This window comes from Planctomyces sp. SH-PL14 (genome assembly GCF_001610835.1).
Taxonomy (GTDB): Bacteria; Planctomycetota; Planctomycetia; order Planctomycetales; family Planctomycetaceae; genus Planctomyces_A.
In genome coordinates, this window is sequence record NZ_CP011270.1 from 6,588,971 (window position 1) to 6,607,764 (window position 18,794).

Consider the following 18,794-nt stretch of genomic DNA (forward strand, 5'->3'; position numbering starts at 1 on the left):
GGCGTCGCGAGTCTACTGCCGGGTTTTGGGGGTGTCAAAGAGGGGTTTCTTGCAGAAATGTGATTCCCAGCGGTGGCATCGGTTTCTCACGGCGGAGAAAGGCCGCGCCTTCCATTTCGCTCTCGCGCACTCGGCTAACCGCGTTTTCGTACGGCCTCGCGGATCTGCCGGCCCGCCTCGTTCTTCTTCAGTTTGTCCCGCTTGTCGTGCTCTTTCCGTCCCTTGCCGACCGCCAGCGTCACCTTCACGATTCCCCGCGTGAAATGGACGTCGAGGGCGATCAGCGTAAACCCCCGCTGCTCGGCGGTCTCGGCGAACTTCCGCAGGTCGCGCTTCTTGACGAGGAGTTTCCGCTGCCGCTTCCGGACATGGTTCATGTACGACGCCTGCGGGTACTCCGCGATGTCGGCGCCAAACAGCCACAGTTCCTCGTTTTCGACCCGGCCGAAGGCCTCGTCGATCGTCACCTTGCCGTTGCGGATGCTCTTGACCTCGCTCCCCATGAGGACGATCCCGCACTCGATCTCGTCCAAGATCTCGTAGTCGTGCCGCGCGCGGCGGTTCCGGCACACGACCCGGTCGGTGTTCTTCTTGTCGTCGCCTTTGTCCTTGGCTGCCATCGGGGTTCTGGTGAGAAGGGCTGTGGCCCTTGAGGGTTCGAAGGGTGTGGAATGGGGCCCGAACGTCTCTGTCGAAGAAATTTGGGTGGCTTCAGGACACCGTGTTGAAGCGCGAGGTTCAGGGCACCTTGTGAATACCGGAACTTTTGTGTGGACAACAGTGTTTCACGCGGGCGGATCACGAAGCAACTGATTGTTCGCGATCGTGATTCCCGAAAGCATCGAGCCGATGATCCCGAGGAATCCCTGGTCGGTGCCGCACAGGAACAGGTTTTCGACGGGCGTCTCCCCTGTGAGGATCTTTCGCGGCGCGCCGTAGACCGCCCCGCGGGCGTGGCCGGTGAACCGCTTGATGGTCTTGGGGGTGAAAATGTCCGTGTCGACGACGTGCGGGCGGAAGTCGGGCATGAACCGCAGGGCGGACTCGACCATCCGGTCCCCCCAGGCCGCTTTTTGCCGGGCGTATTCCTCGTCCGGGAGGGAAAACCAGTAGGCCGGGTTCGCCAGAGCGGTGATCCGGACGATCCCGTCTTCCAAGGGTGGCTTTGCCTCCGCCGTCCCTAGTCCCTCGTCCCCAGACCCTGGTCCTTCCTCGTATCGAAAATTGTTCGGCGAGCAGACGATCAGGCTCCGGACATCGCACGGCTCGTCCGGAACGGCGTAGGTGAACCGCTCGGAGTCGTTGTAGAAAATGATCGTTTCGCGGTGGCCGAGGTCCGCCGGCTGCTTGTCGAGGACAAAGATCGTCTCGTTGAACGACAGTTCCCCCTCGGCGGGGCGGGGGACCGTTTCCCGGTTCGTTCCCGGCAGGAGGTCGACCGTTTCGGCGGCCCCGGCGGAGGAGAGGACGTTGTCCGCCTCGATCTCCCGGCCGTCGTCGAGGATCACGCCGACCGCCCTGCCGTTTTCGACCTTGATCTCCCGCACGCCGTGGCGGAGCTTCAGCTCGCCCCCCAGCTCTTTGAAGTGCCGGGTCAGCACCTTGAGGATCTGCCGGACGCCGTCGAGCGGCCGGCCGAACCCCTGCTGGAAAATGCTCTTGAACATGATGACGAACTGGCTGAAGTCCATGTCGTGCGGGATTGCCGACCCGTAGAACATCAGCGGGCAGAAGAGCATGTCGATCAGGACCGGATCGCTCAGGTGCTCCTGAAGGACCTTGCGGGCCGAGACCGGCTCCTGCGACAGGTCCAGCTCGTCGAAGGCGTTGATCGTCTCGACGAGGCGGCGGAAGCGGTCCGCCTGCTGCGGGAAGACCGCCGCGACTTCATCGACAAAGGCCGGGAAATCGTTGGTGAAATTGAGCCGCCGGCCGGGGAAGACGACCGCCGATCCGCACTGCGGTTTGAGCGAAAAATCGTCCCAGCGGAGCCGGAGCTGTTTGAGGAGCTTGGCGAGCGGGCCGGTCCGGGTCCCGGGCGGGGCGTAGTTCGTGACGGCGTGCAGGCCGACGTCGTAGTTTCGCCCGCGGAGGCGGTAGAACGAGTTCAGGCCGCCGATGGTGGTGTGGCGCTCGAGGATGCAAACCGGTTTCTCGTAGTAGGCGAGCCGGATTCCAGCCGCCAACCCGGACATACCGGCGCCGATGATGAGGGTGTGGTAACGCAAGGCCAGGAGGGGCTGGAGTGGGGAAGCCCGGAAGTATAGGGAGTTGCGGTGTCAGCGTCCTGCCAGGATATGGCGATGTCACGGCTTGGGTGCATTCGCCGATTGGTAGTCACCCAGTGTCGGCCCACCGGGGTCCAGGGGGCACCCCTGGTAGGGAGTGCAGAGGGGCAACGCCCCTTTGCCCGCCGGAGGCCGTCTCGTCGAGAGATGTCTGAAGGAGCACGTGTCCAAGCGCGGACAACGTGTCGTGTACCCCCTCACCAACCCGCTGGGATTGCAAAGCGAGCGGTGTAGGTTGGGGGAGTCCTCAACGCCGGTACCACAAAGCGGACATCCGTTGTGTCCCACGGTTCCTCACAGGAAGTGCCTCCGGCGGCAAGGGGGCGAGGCCCCCTTGACCCCAGTGGCCGTGGCACGTTGCGTTTGAGCGAGCAGAGTCGAGCCGGCAAGGACGTGTTCCCTCGTTGACCGACCACCATCCGGCGAATGCCCCCCTCACGGCTCCGACCACGGACGTCGCGGTTGTCGACCGTCCCTCTGCAGAACCGCCAGCGCTGCGGCGGTCGCGGCTCCATAAAGGAGGCCGGTGATCGCAGCCGCGGGATCGCAGCCGAGTTCTGCGGTCGCCGGTGCGACCCAGAGGCTGCCGACGAGGCCTCCCGCGGCCCACCCCGCGGAACTCGCCACCAGCCAGAGTCCCGCCCGCCGATAGCCGCTCTCCTGCAGCAGGCCGAACTGGGCCAGTCCCAGCAGGAGGCCGAATTGCCACGCGAACATCCACGGAAAGAACTGGGCGATCAACACTCCTGCACACGTCAGGACGGGCCACTGCCAGCGCCCATCGACGGCGGGGAGGAGAGCCGCCTGCCAGAGTCCCAGCGCGGGAGCGAAGCCGAAGAACGCGATGCTGCTCCCTCCGCTGATCCCCGATCGGGAGAGCAGGGCCGTCCCGCCAAAGAGTGCCGCGTGGCCGACGATCCAGATGAGTGTGGTCACCGTTGGAGCTCCCGCTCCTCCGGACCGCAAAGGTTCGAGTCCTGTAACGTCCCGAACCCCGGGAATTCGGCTCGTCGGACCAACTGCAAAGTCAACGCTTTCATGGCCCGTCCGCGTCTCGGGCACGAAGGCTCGCGGCAAATTGCCCTCGCCGGGTTTCGTTGTCTTGTCCCAGGGGATCGCCGGGTCAATACTTCTGTCGCGCCGGTCCCGGACAGTCCCCTCGCCACGGTTGATTCGAGGGTTCGTCCGGCGGTGCCGAGGATGAGGAACGCAGATGGCAGGTCAGTCTCGGAAGGTGCGGGTCGGTCTCGTGCAGACGCATGCGACGAAGGACGTGGCGGACAACCGCGCGCGGACCGTCGCTCTCGTCGACAAGGCGGCCAAGCAGGGGGCCCAGATCATCAGCACGCAGGAGCTGTTCTGCTCCGAATACTTCTGCCAGTCCGAAGACTACGCCTGCTTCGAACTCGCCGAGACGATCCCCGGGCCGTCGACCGAGGCGTTCTCGAAGGTCGCGAAAGACAACGGAGTCGTCGTCATCGCGTCGCTGTTCGAGCAGCGGGCGGCGGGGCTGTACCACAACACGGCTGCGGTGTTCGACACCGACGGGAGCCTGATGGGGCTCTACCGGAAGATGCACATTCCGGACGACCCGCTCTTCTATGAAAAATTCTACTTCACGCCCGGTGACCTCGGCTTCAAGGTCTTTCCGACGAAGTTCGGCAAGGTCGGCGTCCTGATCTGCTGGGATCAGTGGTATCCGGAAGGGGCCCGGCTCACCGCGCTCGCCGGAGCGGAGATCCTCTTCTACCCGACGGCCATCGGCTGGCATCCGACCGAGAAGGCGGAGCAGGGGGCGGGGCAGCACAGCTCGTGGGAGACGATCCAGCGGAGCCACGCCATCGCCAACGGCGTCTATGTCGCCTCAGTCAACCGGATCGGTCACGAGGGAGCGAAGGATGGCGGGCTCGAGTTCTGGGGGCAGAGCTTTGTCTGCGACCCGCAGGGGGTGATTCTCAAGAAGGCGAGCGTCGACAAGGAAGAGATCCTGATCACCGAATGCGACCTGGGCCGGCTCGACTACCAGCGGACCCACTGGCCGTTCCTCCGCGATCGCCGGATCGACGCCTACGGCGACATCACGAAGCGGTACCTGGGATAGTTCCCTTGGTTACCACTGAGTCATTTCGCCCCACCGACGACGCCGTCGGTGGGGCGACTCTGTTTCTGTGACGCGGTGGCTGTCCTGGCCGGGCCGGCTTGGGACAGGGACGTGAGCGGAATTCTCTCGGTACGTCGGGCAGCTGCAGCATCCTGAGCACGGGGCAGAACTGACTGGTCAGTCAGTTGCGGTCGGCCTCTCCGTGCAGCGTGCGCTCATTCCGATGAAGCACAACGTCGATGCTGTTTCCTCCGCCACGCGGGCGTGATTTTCGCCGGCCGTCCTCTCCTCTTTGGCACTTGGCCGATGATCCATTCCGCACTGCGCTCCGTTCTGGATCGCGAACATCAGCGATCCTGTCCCGATCTGCAGTCCCATCAGCCCGCGTGATTGGGACCGTCTCGCGGTACCGCGCGGCGACTCGCGATCTTTGCAAAAAGGGATAGCCAAACCGGGTTTTCCCGCTTAGCGTGCGTCGCCAGTGGGGGTCGCGCTTCCGATCGAATTGCAAACAGCCGTCGGCACAGGAGTCTGTCCGGCGTTCCTTCTCAGGAGATGTCTCACATGTTGCGCTGGTTCGTGGTGGCCGTTGGTGGGTGGTTGTGCTGCGCGGGGGCGGCTCTTGCCCAGGAGGACAAGAGTCCCCTGGCGCGGTTTTCGTCGGATGCCTCGGTCGTGATCCGGCTGAGCGAGTTCGACAAGACGCTCAAGCAGATTGCGGAACTGGTCGATGCGATTCAGCCCGGCTTCGGAGAACAGGTCGAGCAGCAGGGGGGCCTGATCGGCGTCGCCCTCTCGAACCCGACGCTCGCCGGCGTCGACCGCGAAGAGGACTGGTTCATCATCGTTTACGCGAGCGGTGAAGGGGAGCCGAACGTCGTCTTCGCCATCCCGGCGACGGACGCCGACGCGATGAAGGATGCCATTGATTCGAAGATGACCGCGGTCGTCGACGGCGACTGGGTCTACTACGCCGACAAGGACAAGGGAGTCCCCGAGGCGGTCAAGGCGGAGGACTCGATTGAAGAGAACATGAGCGAAGAAGGGGACAAGCTCTTCTACGCCGGCGACCTGGCGATCTACATCAACGTCGCCCAGCTTGCCGAAGCATATGAGGACGAGATCGACGCCGCCCAGACGCAGGGGCATGCCGCGATCGAACAGCTCGGAGAGCAGCTCGGCCCGCAGGGCGAACAGATCAAGCCGATGCTCGCCGTCTATTCGACGATGCTCGACAAGGCCCTCGCCGCCCTCGGTGACGCCGAAGAGCTGACGATTGCTCTCAACGCCGACAAGACCGGCCTGAAGATCGAGGACTACGCGGTCTTCGAAGAGGACTCCAGCACGTCGAAGGCGCTCGCGGCCCATCCCCGCTCCAAGATGGCGCTCCTGGGCAAGCTGCCGGGCGACTCGGTTGGATACCTTGGGATTTCGGCCGACATCCAGGCCCTGATGCAGTGGGGGATGAAGTACAACGCCGAGATGCTGAAGGACGAGGCCCAGAAGGCGGCCATGACCAAGGCTCTCGACGGGATGAAGGGGGTCAAGTTCTCCGGGATGGCGACCTCGTTCGACATCGGCGACGCGGCCACGGGCCTGCTGAAGGCCGTTGGCGTGACCGAGTGCGGACCGGTCGACACCCTCAAGAAGCAGATGCGGGCGATCACGAAGAGCATGGGGACGATCGAAGCTCCGGGCCTCAAGCAGGAGACGACGCTTGCCGAAGACGCCGAGACGATCGGTGGCACGAAGATCGACGTCATCACGATGAAGCAGGAAGTCGAAGACCCGCAGGCCGCCGCGTTCCAGACCATCGCCTTTGGTCCGGACGGGATGGTGGCCCGCGTCGCCTACCTCGACAAGGGGTATCTGCAGGCCTTCGGCGGCGGCAAGGAACTGATGGAAGCCGCGCTCAAGACCTACAAGTCGGCCAGCGCGACGAGCCCGGCCGTGGCGTTCAGCAAGACCCTGCTCCCCGAGTCGAACCTCGTGTGGATGCTCGACCTGCCGACGCTGGCGGTCCGCGGAGCCAAGCAGGCCGGGAACTTCGGAGCCCAGCTCCCGTTCGATCCGAGCGAGCTCGACGCTCTGGAAGTCGCTCCGTCCTTCATGGGAGGGGCGATCGGGATCGAGAAGGACGCGATTCGCGCCAAGTTCAGCCTGCCGGTCGAGAACGCCCAGAACATCTCCAAGCTGGTGATGTTCGGCATTCAGAAGCAGCAGGGCCAGTGAGATGACCGGTCCCGCGGCGTGCGGGACGCCAGTCTGAGAGTTCGAAGCCGGCAGGGGACATCAGTTCCCTGCCGGCTTCTTTTCTTGCCCTTTCCTATCTGTGTCCATCTGTGTTCATCCGTGGCTCAATCAGATCAGTTCAGCCACAGATAAACACAGATGAACACGGATAAGAGGGCTTATCGCCGATGGCAGCCGCTGGATGCCCCTACCGCTTCATCAGGACTTCGTCGAGATTGAGAAGGACGTTGGCAACGACCGTCCACGCCGCCGCTTCGGGCGGGGCGAGGCCGGCCGGCAGGTCGCCGAGGGGCTTCGTGGCGACCGCCTTGGCCTTCTCCGGAGCGGCGTCGAACTCCGTCTTGAGCTGCTCGTAGAGGGCGATGAGTCGAGCCGATTCGGTCGCCGAAGGGCTGCGGCTCGCGCACAGTCGGAAGCCCAGTTCCAGGTGCTCCGCCGGCGTCGCACCGTGTGCGGCCATCCGGCGGGCCAGGGCCTGGGAGGCTTCGATGAAGACCGGGTCGTTCAGAGTGACGAGCGCCTGGAGCGGAGTATTGGTCCGCGAGCGGCTGATCGTGCAGACCTCGCGGTTGGGGGCGTCGAAGGTCGTCATCGACGGGTACGGGTTCGACCGCCGCCAGGTCGTGTAGAGGCCGCGGCGGAACTTGTCGTCGCCGGTGCTGGTCTGCCAGTCGATCCCGGCGCCGAAGGCCGCGTTGAGTCCCGTCGACGGCTGCGGCGGCTTGGTCGGCGGGCCGTACATCTTGGGGCTGAGGAGTCCGGAGACGAACAGGGCCTGGTCGCGGATCGTCTCGGCCGGAAGCCGGAAGCGGGGGCCGCGGGCGACGAGGCGGTTGTCCGGGTCGCGCTCGTAGAGTTCGGGAGAAACGCGCGACGACTGGCGATAGGCGGACGAGGTGACGAGGAGCCGCAGCAGAGCCTTGGCGTCCCACCGTTCCCGGACGATCTCCGTGGCGAGCCAGTCGAGCAACTCCGGGTGATAGGGGAGCTCTCCCTGGGAGCCGAACTCTTCGCTCGTCCGGACGATCCCGATGCCGAAGAGCTGCTCCCAGTAGCGATTGACGAGGATGCGGGCCGTCATGGGATTCGTATCGCTGATGAGCCACTTCGCAAGATCGAGCCGGCTCATCGGGGTCGATGGGGTGCCGGTCGCAAAGACGGCCGGGATCCCTTCATGAACCTCCTGGCCGAGGTCCAGGAAGTTTCCGCGATGCTGGAGCCGGGTGACACGGCGGGTCTCCTTGGCGAGCTCCTTCATCACCGGGACCGTTGTCTCGGGCTTGGCGTCGGCGAGTTGCTTCCGGACGAGAGCCAGCTGGTCGTGGGTCGGTTGGAGCAGGGGCGTTGTCGACAGGAAGAACTCTTGAATGGCGGTCGACTGTTCGGCGGTCCGCTGGTCGGCCGGGAGACCGACGATCTCGAGGATTTTCGAGGGGACGCGGGCGAACTCGGAGATCTTGGGCTCGGTCGTCGTCGCGAGGCGGAACTGGCCGAGGAGGTGATTGGGGTGCGGGGAGGACTGCTCGATCATGACGACCAGCCGGCCGCCGGCCGGGAGCTCGACGGGGGACTCGGGGATGAGCGTCAGCTGATGCGGCTGATCGATCGCTCCGCCGACGGCCCATCCATTCTGTTCCGGACGCTTTGCGTTCTTATTTCCTTTTTCGGCGGGAGCGTCGAGGACACCTGCGGCGGGGAAGTCCTTCTGGGCGTAGTCGGCCAGGGCGGTCGTGAAGCGGATGCCGCGGGCTCCGCTCAGCGAAGACGTCCGGCTCGGCATCGGGGCTTCGGCGACCTCTTCCTGCCATACCGGCTTCCGCTGGTCATCAAGGAGCGTGAGGCGGAAGTTCGAGAGCCGGTTCTCGACGCCGCCCGTCCGGTTCCAGAGGACGATCGAGTCGATCGCCTCGGTCCCCTTGAGGTCGAGCTCCCACCACGGATCGTCGGAGATCGCGGTGTGGGTCACCGAGCCCTGGGCGTAGTCGCCGTCCGGGTTCCCGTCGATGGCCAGCTTGGCTGGGCCGTTGTAGTCGGTCGTGCTCTGGGACGCCTCGCCGCGGCTGGCGAGGTTGTCCGTCCCGCGGAGGACCTGGACCTCGGCCAGCGAGAGGATCTTCTGCGGACCGGGGATCTCGATCCGCACGAACCGCCCGGCGACCTGCGTCCCCGTCGGCGGGACGACGCTCATCCCGACGCGGGTCACGACGAAGTTTCCTCCGCCGAATCCCGCCCCCTGGCCGGGGAGGCCGGCGCCGGGCTGCGTTTCGAGACGGAGTGCCGTCACGGTCTCGGCCGTCACGATGGGAAGTTCGACGGTGTAGGTGTCGGTCGCCGCCTCCTTCTCGACCCGCACGGTGCCGTCTTCGCGGATGGCCGCCGTCAGACCCGCCTTCGATTCAAAGCGGCTCGGCGTCCGGTTCCGCCAAGCGACTTCGCGGGGGAGGGATCGTTCCCATTCGGCCTGGGCGGCGGAGAGTTCGGGAGTCGCGGTTTTGAGCTTCTGTTCCAGGGTGGCGATCTGCTTGGTCCAGTCTTCCTTGCGGCGGAGCTGTTCGTCGGACCAGAGCTCGACGAGGGGGGATTCGTCGCGGCGGTCGGCGTCGTCCGTGTTGTTGAAGATCGCGAACAGGCGGAAGAATTCCTCCTGGGAGAGCGGGTCGTACTTGTGCGTGTGGCACTGGGCGCAGGCGATCGTCGTTCCCATCCAGACCGCCATCGTGGTGTTGACGCGGTCGACGATGGCGACGTTCCGGAACTCCTCGTCGTTCGTGCCCCCTTCGTTGTTGGTCAGGGTGTTGCGGTGGAACGCCGTGGCGACGAGCTGGGAGCGGGTGGGGCTGGGGAGGAGGTCGCCGGCGATCTGTTCGACTGTGAACTGGTCGAACGGCATGTTTCCGTTGTAGGCCTGGATGACCCAGTCGCGGTACGCCCAGATCGTGCGGGAAGGGTCATCGGCGTAGCCGGCGCTATCGGCGTAGCGGGCGAGGTCCAGCCACAGTCGCGCCCAGTGTTCGCCGTACGTGTCCTTGCTCAGGAGGGCGTCGATCATCTGTTCGTAGGCGTCGGGGCGGGTGTCCTGGACGAAGGCGTCGACTTCTTCGGGGGTGGGTGGGAGGCCGATGAGGTCTAGGCTGGCGCGGCGGATGAGCGAGGCGCGGTCCGCTTCGGGGGCGGGGGAGAGGCCTTCTTTTTCGAGGCAGGCGAGGAGGAAGCGGTCGACGTCGTTCCGGGGCCACGCTGTGTTCTTCACTGCGGGGACGGGGGGGCGGATGGGGAGTTCGTAGGACCAGTGTTTGGCGTATTTGGCTCCTTGGCGGATCCATTCGCGGACGAGTTCGACTTCGGCGGGGGTGAGGCGTTTGCCTTTGCCCTTGGGGGGCATCTGGAGGTCGGGGTCATCGGTGGTGATGCGTTCGAGGAGGGCGCTGGTGTCGGGTTTGCCGGGTGAAATCGCGACGTGGCCGGAGCCGAGGTCGGTGGTGGCGCCCTCGAAGGTGTCGAGGCGGAGGCCGTCGACGCCCCCTTTGCGTTCGGCGGGGTCGGGGCCGTGGCAGAAGAAGCAGTTATTGGAGAGGAGGGGGCGGATGTCCCGGTTGAAGTCGATGGGAGGGGCGGCCTGCCCAGGCTGGGTGGTGAGGGAGAGGAGGATTGCCGGGATGACGAACCACAACCGCATCGGACCGGGCTCCGTGGAGGAGACGAACGCATCAATGTCGGTTAATCATACGATGGCTACCGGTGATGAACCATCGAAGTGCCGCTCAAGAACCGGGTCCAGGGGCTACCCTGGTGGGGGATGCAAGGGGGCAACGCCCTCTTGCCCGCCGGAGGCCTAGCCGTCGGACACCATCGGAAACCTTGTGTGTCCAAACGCGGACGACGTGTCGGATGCCCCCTCACCAACCCGCGGGGATTCCAGGGCGAGCGGTGAGTCCTCAACGCTGGTTCCACAAAGGGGACGTCCGTTGTGTCCCACGGTTCCGCGACGAAAATGCCTCCGGCGGCAAGGGGCGAGGCCCCCTTGACCCCGGCTGCCGTGGCACGTTGGGTTTGAGCGAGCACAGCTGTGCCGGCAAAGACGGTGTTTGAGCCACCATTGAAATCGACCTGGGGGCCTCGCTGTGATACGGCTTCCCCAACCCGATCCACGGAGCCCCTCCATGCGACGAGCCTTTCTCACCAGCCTCACCCTCCTGCTCGTCACAGTTCCCTCCTTCGCCGACGACAAGCCGCAAGCCGCCGCCCCCGCCGTCGAAAACACCGCCATCCTCCCCGCCCCCGCCTGCGAAAAAGACTTCTACGACTGGAACGAACGCCACGCCGCCGTCCGCAAGACCATCGCCGAAACCCCGCCCGACCTCATCTTCATCGGCGACTCCATCACCCACCTCTGGGGCGGACGCCCGCAACCCAACCGCTCCTCCGGTCAGAAGGTCTGGGACGATTACTACGCCAAGCGGAACGCCGCCAACCTCGGCTTCGGCTGGGACCGCACACAGCAGGTCCTGTGGCGGCTTGAGAACGGTGAGTTCGAAGGAATCGCTCCGAAGGTCGCGGTCGTCCTGATCGGGACCAACAACCTCACCTCGCACAACGTCCGCGAGAACACGGACGACGAGATCGTTGCGGGGATTCGAGCCGTCTGCGAGACGATCCAGAAGAAATCGCCGCAAACCAAGATCCTCCTGCTGGGCCTCCTTCCCCGAGGAAAAGACCCCAAGAACCCCCACCGCCAGCGGATCCAGAACATCAACGCCTCTCTGAAAGAGTCGATGGAGGATCAGGGAGGCGTGACCTTCCTCGATATCGGCCCCTCATTCCTGATCGAGACGGGCGAGTTCCGGCCGGGGCTCGCTCCGGACCACCTCCATCTCAGCGAAGAGGGCTACCGCGTGTGGGCCGAGGCGATGGAGCCGACCCTGGTGCGGCTTCTCGGCGAGTGATTGTCCGAGCAGGGACCATTAACCGAAGTCACGCGATCCCCAGGCGGCTCTGCAACTCGGCGACCGTCCGGCTCAACAGCACCCGGACGGCACCGTCGGTCTTGCCGAGCCGCGCCGCGATCTCCTTCGTCGGCAACTGCTCAACGTATCGAAGCCGGAGGGCGGTCTGCTGCTCAGGGCTGAGCTGCTCGACGGCGAGGGCGAGTTGCAGCTCCCGCTGATTTCGCGAGTACGCCTGACTGGCTGAGGTCATGCTGGCGACAAGCCAGTCCACGAAGTTCGCGCTGGCGTCCGTCGCGGCAGGACGGTCGAGCTCCCGTTCCCGCTCGCTGCTGCGGCGCTGGGCGGTGTGGTGCCGATGGGCGTCGATGATCCGCTGCTCCGCCATCTGGCACAGGAGCCGGAACGGGTCCCGCCCGGGGACCAGGAACGGATCGAGCGAGGCGAGGGCCGAGACCGTCACTTCCTGGAGGATGTCCTCGGGCTCGACCTTCTTGCGGAGGGCCGGCCCCAGATTGCGGTCGATGTAGACCAGGAGCGGCCGGCGGCTCTCCTGAACGAAGCGGCCGAGCGACGCCTCATCGGTGATCGAAATCGGATTGTCCGGTTCGGCCATCATCCTGCTGTGTCGTTCGGGCGTTTCGGCGCGTGGGGATCGTAGCGGCGGGCCCCAGGACGGGCCATGCGGGTGGCATCCCGCTTCGAGTTGAGGGAAGATGACGAGAGCCGCGTGGCCGTCCGGGATGTCCCCGGCTCGTTCTGCTTTCGCACAACACTCTCCCCGCACTTCGAGTCTCCGTGACCGATTCGTCGCGTCCTGTCCCGCGTTCGGAACTGGCGAGCCGCCGGCCGCCGGAGGACGACAATACATGGCGCGATGAACGCCTCGACCGCCGCGCCCAGGCCGCCGGAGCCGACTGGGACGAGGTGGCCCGGATTGTCGAGGCGTTTTCGAATGCCTGGTCTGAAGGAGGCTATCCGCCGACGATTGCGGAATACGTTCTCGAAGCGAACGGAAGCACGCGGGCGATCGTCGCGGCGGAGCTCATCAAGCTCGATCTCGAACAGCGGTGGCGGCAGGGACTCCGTCGGCTGGTCGAGGACTACCTCCCGGATGTTCCCGACCTGGGGGAGATTCCGGCCTCCGTGATCCTCGAGGAGTTCCACGTCCGCCGGCTGGCAGGGGACGTGGTTCAGGCCGGTGAGTATTTCCAAAGGTTCCCCGGCCGGGCGGCGGAGCTGCGGCACCTGTTCGGGATGGATCCGGCGCTGCACTCGACGCACGCCGCCGGTTCTGGAAGACGGCCCCGCGTCGACCTGCGGCCGGGGGAGACGATCGGCGATTTCGAGCTCCTGATCCGGCTGGGGGAGGGGGCCTTCGGGGCGGTGTTCCTCGCGCGGCAGACGTCGATGCAGCGGCTGGTGGCCCTCAAGGTCTCGGCCGACGCCGGGACCGAACCGCAGACCCTCGCCCAACTGGACCACGACCACATCATCCGGGTCTACGACCAGCAGCAGCTCCCCGAACGGCGGCTCCGTCTCCTCTATATGCAGTACGCGGCGGGAGGGACCCTGGATGACGTCATCCAGCGGCTCGGCGACGTCGCGCCGCGGAGCCGGACCGGGCGGCACTATCTCGACGGCGTGGCCGCCATCCTCGACGCCCGGGGCGAATCCCGCCCGGCCGAATCGCCTGTCTCCCGCGAGCTGGCGGGACTGGCCTGGCCGCAGGTCGTCGCCTGGATCGGCAGCCGTCTCGCGCGGGCCCTGGCCTATGCCCATGGCAAGGGGGTTCTGCACCGCGACCTCAAACCGGCGAACGTCCTCCTCATGGCGGACGGGACCCCCAAGCTGGCGGACTTCAACGTCAGTTTCAGCAGCCAGCTTCCGGACGCCTCCGCGGAGTCGCAGTTCGGCGGAAGCCTCGCCTACATGGCTCCGGAGCATCTGGAAGCTCTCAATCCGCAGCATCCCCGGTCTCCGGCTGATCTCGATGTCCGTTGCGACCTGTATTCGCTGGGGATGTTGCTCAGCGAACTGCTGACGGGGGGGCGTCCCTTCCGTGGCTCGCCGCCGGGACGAGATCTCCCGGCGCGATGGATCGAGCGGCTCACGATCGAACGCAGAACATCGCGGCCGGCCGGGCTCGACGATGGGGCGCTCGACGCAGCCGCGCCCGGTCTGGCCGAGACGCTCCGTCGCTGCCTGGCGCCGGAGCCAGCGGACCGGTTCGCCTCGGCGATCGACCTGGCGACGGAGCTGGAGCTGTCCCTCAATCCGGCCGCCCGGAGGCTGTTCCGGGGAACCCGCGGCGGGTGGGAAGGGATCGTGCCGCGGCATCCCGTCCTGGCGATGACGGCGGTCACCGTCTTCCCCAACGCGGTCGCGGCCGTCTGCAATTTTCTGCACAACGCGCACGTCATCGCGACGCAGTGGCCGGCCGCCGAGCCGACGTTCATGCGGGTCCAGTCGGTCATCAACCTGATCGCGTTCCCCGTCGGCGCCTTCCTGGCGGTGGTCTTCGCCCGAGAGATCTCCCGCTGCCTGCAGGCGAACTACGCGGAGAGCCTGTCGGCCGAGGAGCTGGCGGGCGTCCGCCGCCGGTGTCTCAACCTGGGTCACGTCGCGGCCGCCATCGGGTTGAGCCTCTGGCTCCTCGCCGCCCCCGCGTATCCCGTCTCGCTCTGGCTCATCCTGGGAGAGCTGCCCGGCGCGGTCGTGATTCACTTCCTGGCGTCGCTGACGCTGTGCGGCCTGATCGCCTCCGCCTATCCGTTCCTGGCGGTCTCGGCACTGGCGGTCCGGAACTTCTATCCGGTCCTGCTGCGGTGGAACGTCCCCCACGGGGCGGACATCGAGGGGCTGGAACGCCTCCATCGGCACTCCTGGTTCTATCTCGCCCTGGCGGCGCTCGTCCCGATGCTCTCGACCGCCGTGCTCGCGGTTGTGGGGGACGGTCAGCGTCGGTCGCTGATTCTCACGGCGGTGGCCGGGGGGCTGGGGTTCGCCTTCGCCCTGCTGCTGTTCCGCCGGCTTCAGAACGACCTCAACACGCTGACGGAGTTCCTCCGCCGGTCGGATCGATGAGCGATGGCCGGGGGGCGATGAGGGACGGAAATAAGGAAACCTCGGAAGCGGTCGCTTCCGAGGTCATCGGGTGAGGTCGCTCCGGAAGGCGATCTCTTCGAGGTGTCGTGAGCGACACGGCGTTCAGTTCGCTGCGGTCTGCATCCCGAGGAGCTGATCAACCGGGCCCTGGGCGACGTTGTCCTTGTCGTTGGCATCGACATAGTTCTCCGGGAGCTCGACGCCGGCGATCAGCATCGGCATCCCGTTCGCCGTCACCGGCATGTCGATCTCGACTTCCTTCGTCTGCCCCGCCGCGAGGCCGTTCAGCATCGCCATCGAGCGGGGGAGTTCTCCCGTCGGCTCTCCCGAGTTCGCGGCAAAGGCGGCCACGCGGCTTGCGTCCATGAGGTCCATCGGTCCCTTGTTGGCAACCTTCACCCGCAGCCGCATCCCGCGCTCCGCGGTTCCGCGGTCCATCACCTGGACGCCGGCGATGCTCAGGTCGACCGTCCGCATCGTAGCCACCGGTGCGGCGACCGAGGCGGACTGCGTCACGCTGACCGCGGGGGCCGGCACCGACGTGTAGACCGGCTCATACACCGGGATCGGGCAGGGCTGGACGACCGGCAGACGGAATCCGCCGTAGCAGCCGGGCCAGGGGTTCCAGGCCGAGGTCGTCGGCCACCATCCCCCCGGCCAGTAGGGCCAGTGCGGGTGGTGATGGCCGTGACCATGCCCGTGGCCGTGACCATGCCCGTGGTCGTGATCGTCGTGTCCACCGACCGGCGGCTTGACCGGACCGATGGGACCGATCGGCGGTTTGATGGGGCCGATCGGGGGCTTCACCGGACCGACAACCGGGCCGATGGGGCCAATCGGGGGCTTGATCGGGCCGATGGGCGGTTTCACGGGACCGACAACCGGACCGATAGGACCGATCGGCGGCTTAATGGGACCAATCGGTCCGCCGGGGAACTTGGGAGGCTTCACGGGGCCAACGCCCGTTCCGAACGGCGGCTTGAACGGTCCGAACGGCCCGCTTGGAAACGTCGGCGGCTTCACGGGACCGACGATCGGTCCGGTTCCCACGGGCGGCTTGAACGGCCCCGTCGGGAACGTCGGGGGCTTGAACGGGCCGGACCCGGTTCCCGTGGGGAACTTGGTCGGGAACGTGGGGAACTTCGGCGTCGTGACCGGGCCGGTCGGGAACTTGTGACCGGTCACAGGCGGGACGTGCGTGCCGTTGGTCGGGAACTTCGGAGTGAACTTGGGGAAGGTCGTGACGCCGCCCCCCTTGAAGCTCCCGCCACCGCCGTTGCCGTTGCCACCGTTTCCGTTTCCGAAGCCGCCGGTCCCGCGGGAACGGGAGTCCGACGAGCCCTGCCGGACAAAGTTCCCCTTGCCACCGAAGTTACCCTTACCGCCAAAGCCCGGGGGCCCCGCGTGGGCGGCCGACTGGCTCAGCATCAACAGCATCAGCAGGGCGTTCACCCGGCGGAAAAGACGTGTCCTGACCATGATCTTCACTCCTGAGTCTCTCGCGGCGGGAGCGGATTGCCCCGGCCTGAGTCTCGAAGCGGGATCGCGGACGATCTGTTACAGAATATTCTTTCGAGGTTTCGACGAGCGGTCGGAGCCTGGCGGCATCTGCCTGGAGAGCAAGAGGTTACGCTGCGGCATTGCCGGTCAGCTTCGGCCGGGATCGGCGGTCTTGTCCGGCGAGCGGGTGCCGGTGGAATCGAAATTCATGTTCCCCAGCGTCCCCTCCTCCACGGTCAGGGTTCCGCCGCTGACCCGCGCCCGTCCCGGCTTCGGCCGGTCCGGGGCGTCGATAGCGACCCGGATCAGCTTGAGGTCGAACGACGCGTCCTTGGCGCGGGGGCCGGCCGAGAGGGCGGTGACGGCGGTCGTGTTCACGATCCGGCAGTCGATGAGCTGGTGCGCGGCGCCGGCGAACAGGACCTCGAAATTGACGTTCCCGGTGAACTCGCAGTTCCGGTAGATCGTCTCCGACGAGTTGACGTCCGCCACGCCGTTTTCGTTTCCGTAGAACCGGCCGCCGTCGATCTGGCATTCGCTCGTCTCGTGCGCCGAGAACCCTTCGTCGAAGCAGTCGTAGCCGGTGATGCTTTCGAACCGCAGTTCCCGGCAGCCGCCGTGGATGTTGAAGCCGTCGTTCAGGAAGTTCCGCGTATTGAGGTTCCGGACGACAAGGTTCCGGCACGTCCCTCCCGTGGCGATGCCGTTGACCCGGGTGGCCCACTCCAGGTTCTTCGTCGAGCCGCGGACGTAGAGCCATCCCGACTTCTCGCCGTCGTTCTCAAAGCAGAACTGTCCGCGCTTCAAGTCCGCCACAGCCGGGAACGCGGGCGAGTTCGCGCTCTGCGTCCGTCCCATCCGCTCCATCCGTCCACTAGTAATGAGCAGGTGTCGGTCGAGGGCGGGCCGCGGGAGCTTTCGCCGGACGAGGCCGGGCTCGACTTCTTCCCAACCGTCCGCGGGGAGCGGGTCCGCGCCGTCGAGCGTGACGTCGTTCCCTTCGATCGTGAGGTTCGAGCGGTTGTGGAAGGTGGCCGACTGCCGGAAGACCGCTCCCTGGGGGTGGAGCTCGATCACGTCGCCGTCCCTGGCCGTCTGGATCGCCTTCTGAATCGTGGCAAAGGGGGCGTCCTCGTGTCCGCCGGCGGTGTCCTTTCCCGTTTCACAGTTCACATGCCAGCGGGCGGCGTGCAGCGGCCCCGCGGAAAGGAACGCCGCCATGCCTCCGACGACGGCCAGAATATAAAGCCGACGAGGCAGGGAACGACGGGGGGCCACAGGGCAGGGGAGGGACATTCGCAACCTCAAAGGGGACCGGAGACTGCGGTTGATACCTTTCCGATGATCCGCAGTCGAACGATCGGCGTTCGTCTATCGAGACGCCCCCCGCCGCGGTAATCTGGGACGGAGGCGGATCGCTCCGATCAGGACTCTGTCCGTTCCATGTGAGGCCAATATGACGTGGTATGTTGCCCTGGCACTCCTGGTGTCGATTCCGCTGGCGCTGCAGTTCGTGCGTGAGAAGCGGCTGTTCCGTCGGTTGGGGCCGGTTCTCGTTGAATGCGGCCGGGTTCGGTGGGCCGGGGGTTTCCGTCTCTTTTCAGCGGTCTGGATGACGGGCCTCGTCCTGGCAAACACGCTCTTACCCGACCGGACCCCATTCGGACCGCTGGCGCAGTTCGGGTTCGTGGTCATGGCCGGGGCCCAATACTCATGGCTGCTGGCCCGATATGAGATTCGCGAACGGGGAATCGTGACTGCCGGGGGCGGTCTTCCTTGGGATGCTTTTAAGAGCGGCCGCTGGAAGAACGCGACGACCGTCGTGTTTCAGACGACGTCGCACTGTACGTTCACGCTCGACGTTCCCGCCGATCAGGCCGATCGGTGCGGTGCGATTCTGGAGAGGAGCCTGGGGATCCCGTTCGATCCCTCTCGATCCGAAGCCGCGGCTGTGCCGGCTGGAGATCCAGCGACCTCTTCGGTTTGAGGGGCTGAGGCCGCGGAGCGCGGCGACGATCTGAGGGAGTGGCGATGATCGACTTCCTGATGCTCGACCTGCAGCATCTTCTGGTCACGCTCGGGCTGTATCAGGATCCCGAGCAGGTGTCCGCATGGCCGGCGCTGAAGGGCCGGGTGCTGGCTGAGGCGGGGCGGCGTCCCGGGTGGGCGTGGACCGTGGGACTGCTGACGCTCGCGGGACTATACGGTGTGAAGCTGATCGTGGAAGCGGATCGACTCGAGTTCCAGATCCTTGGGTTGTTCACGCTGCTGCTCTCCGCATATCTCGTGTTCCGGGCGATGCAGCCCTTGCGGGTTCGGAGCGAAGGTCTCGATCTCTACGGTGTCTTCTTTCCGTGGAAGGCGATCCGCTCCGTCCGGTGGACACCGCGGGGTCAGGCGGTGGTGGGGACCGGCAACGGGTTCACCTGCACCCTCTCTTTGCCAGAGAGCGTGCGGGAGGAGTTCCGCGGCGCGGTTGATAGCGCTCGGGCCGAGCACGCGTCTCGTGATTCGGTGGCGCAGGCCGACATGCGGGCCCTGGGGTAAAGCGAAGGTCGTCGTGGTCGGGCTCCGCGCTACAATTCGGTGAGGACGAAGAGT

13 protein-coding genes are annotated in these 18,794 nt (G+C 66.0%); 6 read left to right on the forward strand and 7 right to left on the reverse strand.

Annotated features, from left to right (window positions below; translation table 11 throughout):
- Positions 1-134 precede the first annotated feature (134 nt).
- The 3 genes from smpB to VT03_RS25285 all read right to left on the reverse strand — a co-directional run bounded on the left by smpB (position 135) and on the right by VT03_RS25285 (position 3,224).
- A complete protein-coding gene (gene smpB / locus VT03_RS25275; RefSeq protein WP_075095573.1) occupies positions 135-620 on the reverse strand; it encodes an SsrA-binding protein SmpB in 486 nt (161 codons plus the stop codon).
- 165 nt (positions 621-785) lie between these two features.
- Positions 786-2,228 carry a phytoene desaturase family protein gene (locus VT03_RS25280; protein ID WP_075095574.1) on the reverse strand — a complete coding sequence of 481 codons (1,443 nt, stop codon included), beginning with the start codon at positions 2,226-2,228 and terminating at the stop codon, positions 786-788.
- Positions 2,229-2,723: 495 nt separating this feature from the next.
- The gene (locus VT03_RS25285; protein ID WP_075095575.1) at positions 2,724-3,224 is read right to left on the reverse strand and encodes a hypothetical protein; all 501 of its coding nucleotides are present in this window, start codon (positions 3,222-3,224) and stop codon (positions 2,724-2,726) included.
- Positions 3,225-3,501: 277 nt separating this feature from the next.
- Here VT03_RS25285 and VT03_RS25290 point away from each other — a divergent pair, with 277 nt between their 5' ends.
- The gene (locus VT03_RS25290; protein WP_075095576.1) at positions 3,502-4,389 is read left to right on the forward strand and encodes a carbon-nitrogen hydrolase; all 888 of its coding nucleotides are present in this window, start codon (positions 3,502-3,504) and stop codon (positions 4,387-4,389) included.
- A gap of 564 nt (positions 4,390-4,953) precedes the next feature.
- Positions 4,954-6,621, forward strand: a complete 1,668-nt coding sequence (locus tag VT03_RS25295; protein ID WP_075095577.1) for a hypothetical protein — start codon at positions 4,954-4,956, stop codon at positions 6,619-6,621.
- Positions 6,622-6,829: 208 nt separating this feature from the next.
- Here the strand turns inward: VT03_RS25295 and VT03_RS25300 are convergent, their stop codons facing one another.
- Positions 6,830-10,318, reverse strand: a complete 3,489-nt coding sequence (locus tag VT03_RS25300; protein ID WP_075095578.1) for a DUF1553 domain-containing protein — start codon at positions 10,316-10,318, stop codon at positions 6,830-6,832.
- A 484-nt stretch (positions 10,319-10,802) separates the two neighbouring features.
- Here VT03_RS25300 and VT03_RS25305 point away from each other — a divergent pair, with 484 nt between their 5' ends.
- Positions 10,803-11,585, forward strand: a complete 783-nt coding sequence (locus VT03_RS25305) for a GDSL-type esterase/lipase family protein (protein WP_082846524.1) — start codon at positions 10,803-10,805, stop codon at positions 11,583-11,585.
- A gap of 28 nt (positions 11,586-11,613) precedes the next feature.
- On the opposite strand, the gene VT03_RS25310 is transcribed toward VT03_RS25305, so the two are convergent.
- Complete coding sequence (locus VT03_RS25310; RefSeq protein WP_231870515.1) at positions 11,614-12,204, reverse strand: RNA polymerase sigma factor; 591 nt, start codon at positions 12,202-12,204, stop codon at positions 11,614-11,616.
- Positions 12,205-12,383: 179 nt separating this feature from the next.
- Here VT03_RS25310 and VT03_RS25315 point away from each other — a divergent pair, with 179 nt between their 5' ends.
- Complete coding sequence (locus VT03_RS25315) at positions 12,384-14,672, forward strand: serine/threonine-protein kinase (RefSeq protein WP_075095579.1); 2,289 nt, start codon at positions 12,384-12,386, stop codon at positions 14,670-14,672.
- A gap of 123 nt (positions 14,673-14,795) precedes the next feature.
- Here the strand turns inward: VT03_RS25315 and VT03_RS35120 are convergent, their stop codons facing one another.
- A complete protein-coding gene (locus VT03_RS35120) occupies positions 14,796-16,172 on the reverse strand; it encodes a hypothetical protein (protein WP_156514748.1) in 1,377 nt (458 codons plus the stop codon).
- Between the two features lie 168 nt (positions 16,173-16,340).
- On the reverse strand, positions 16,341-17,414 hold the full coding sequence (locus VT03_RS25325; RefSeq protein WP_075095581.1) for a right-handed parallel beta-helix repeat-containing protein: 1,074 nt from the start codon (positions 17,412-17,414) through the stop codon (positions 16,341-16,343).
- A gap of 235 nt (positions 17,415-17,649) precedes the next feature.
- On the opposite strand from VT03_RS25325, the gene VT03_RS25330 reads away from it, so the two are divergent.
- Positions 17,650-18,180, forward strand: coding sequence for a hypothetical protein (locus VT03_RS25330; RefSeq protein ID WP_075095582.1), 531 nt, complete (start codon positions 17,650-17,652; stop codon positions 18,178-18,180).
- Between the two features lie 44 nt (positions 18,181-18,224).
- Positions 18,225-18,740 carry a hypothetical protein gene (locus VT03_RS25335; protein ID WP_075095583.1) on the forward strand — a complete coding sequence of 172 codons (516 nt, stop codon included), beginning with the start codon at positions 18,225-18,227 and terminating at the stop codon, positions 18,738-18,740.
- Positions 18,741-18,794 lie beyond the last annotated feature (54 nt).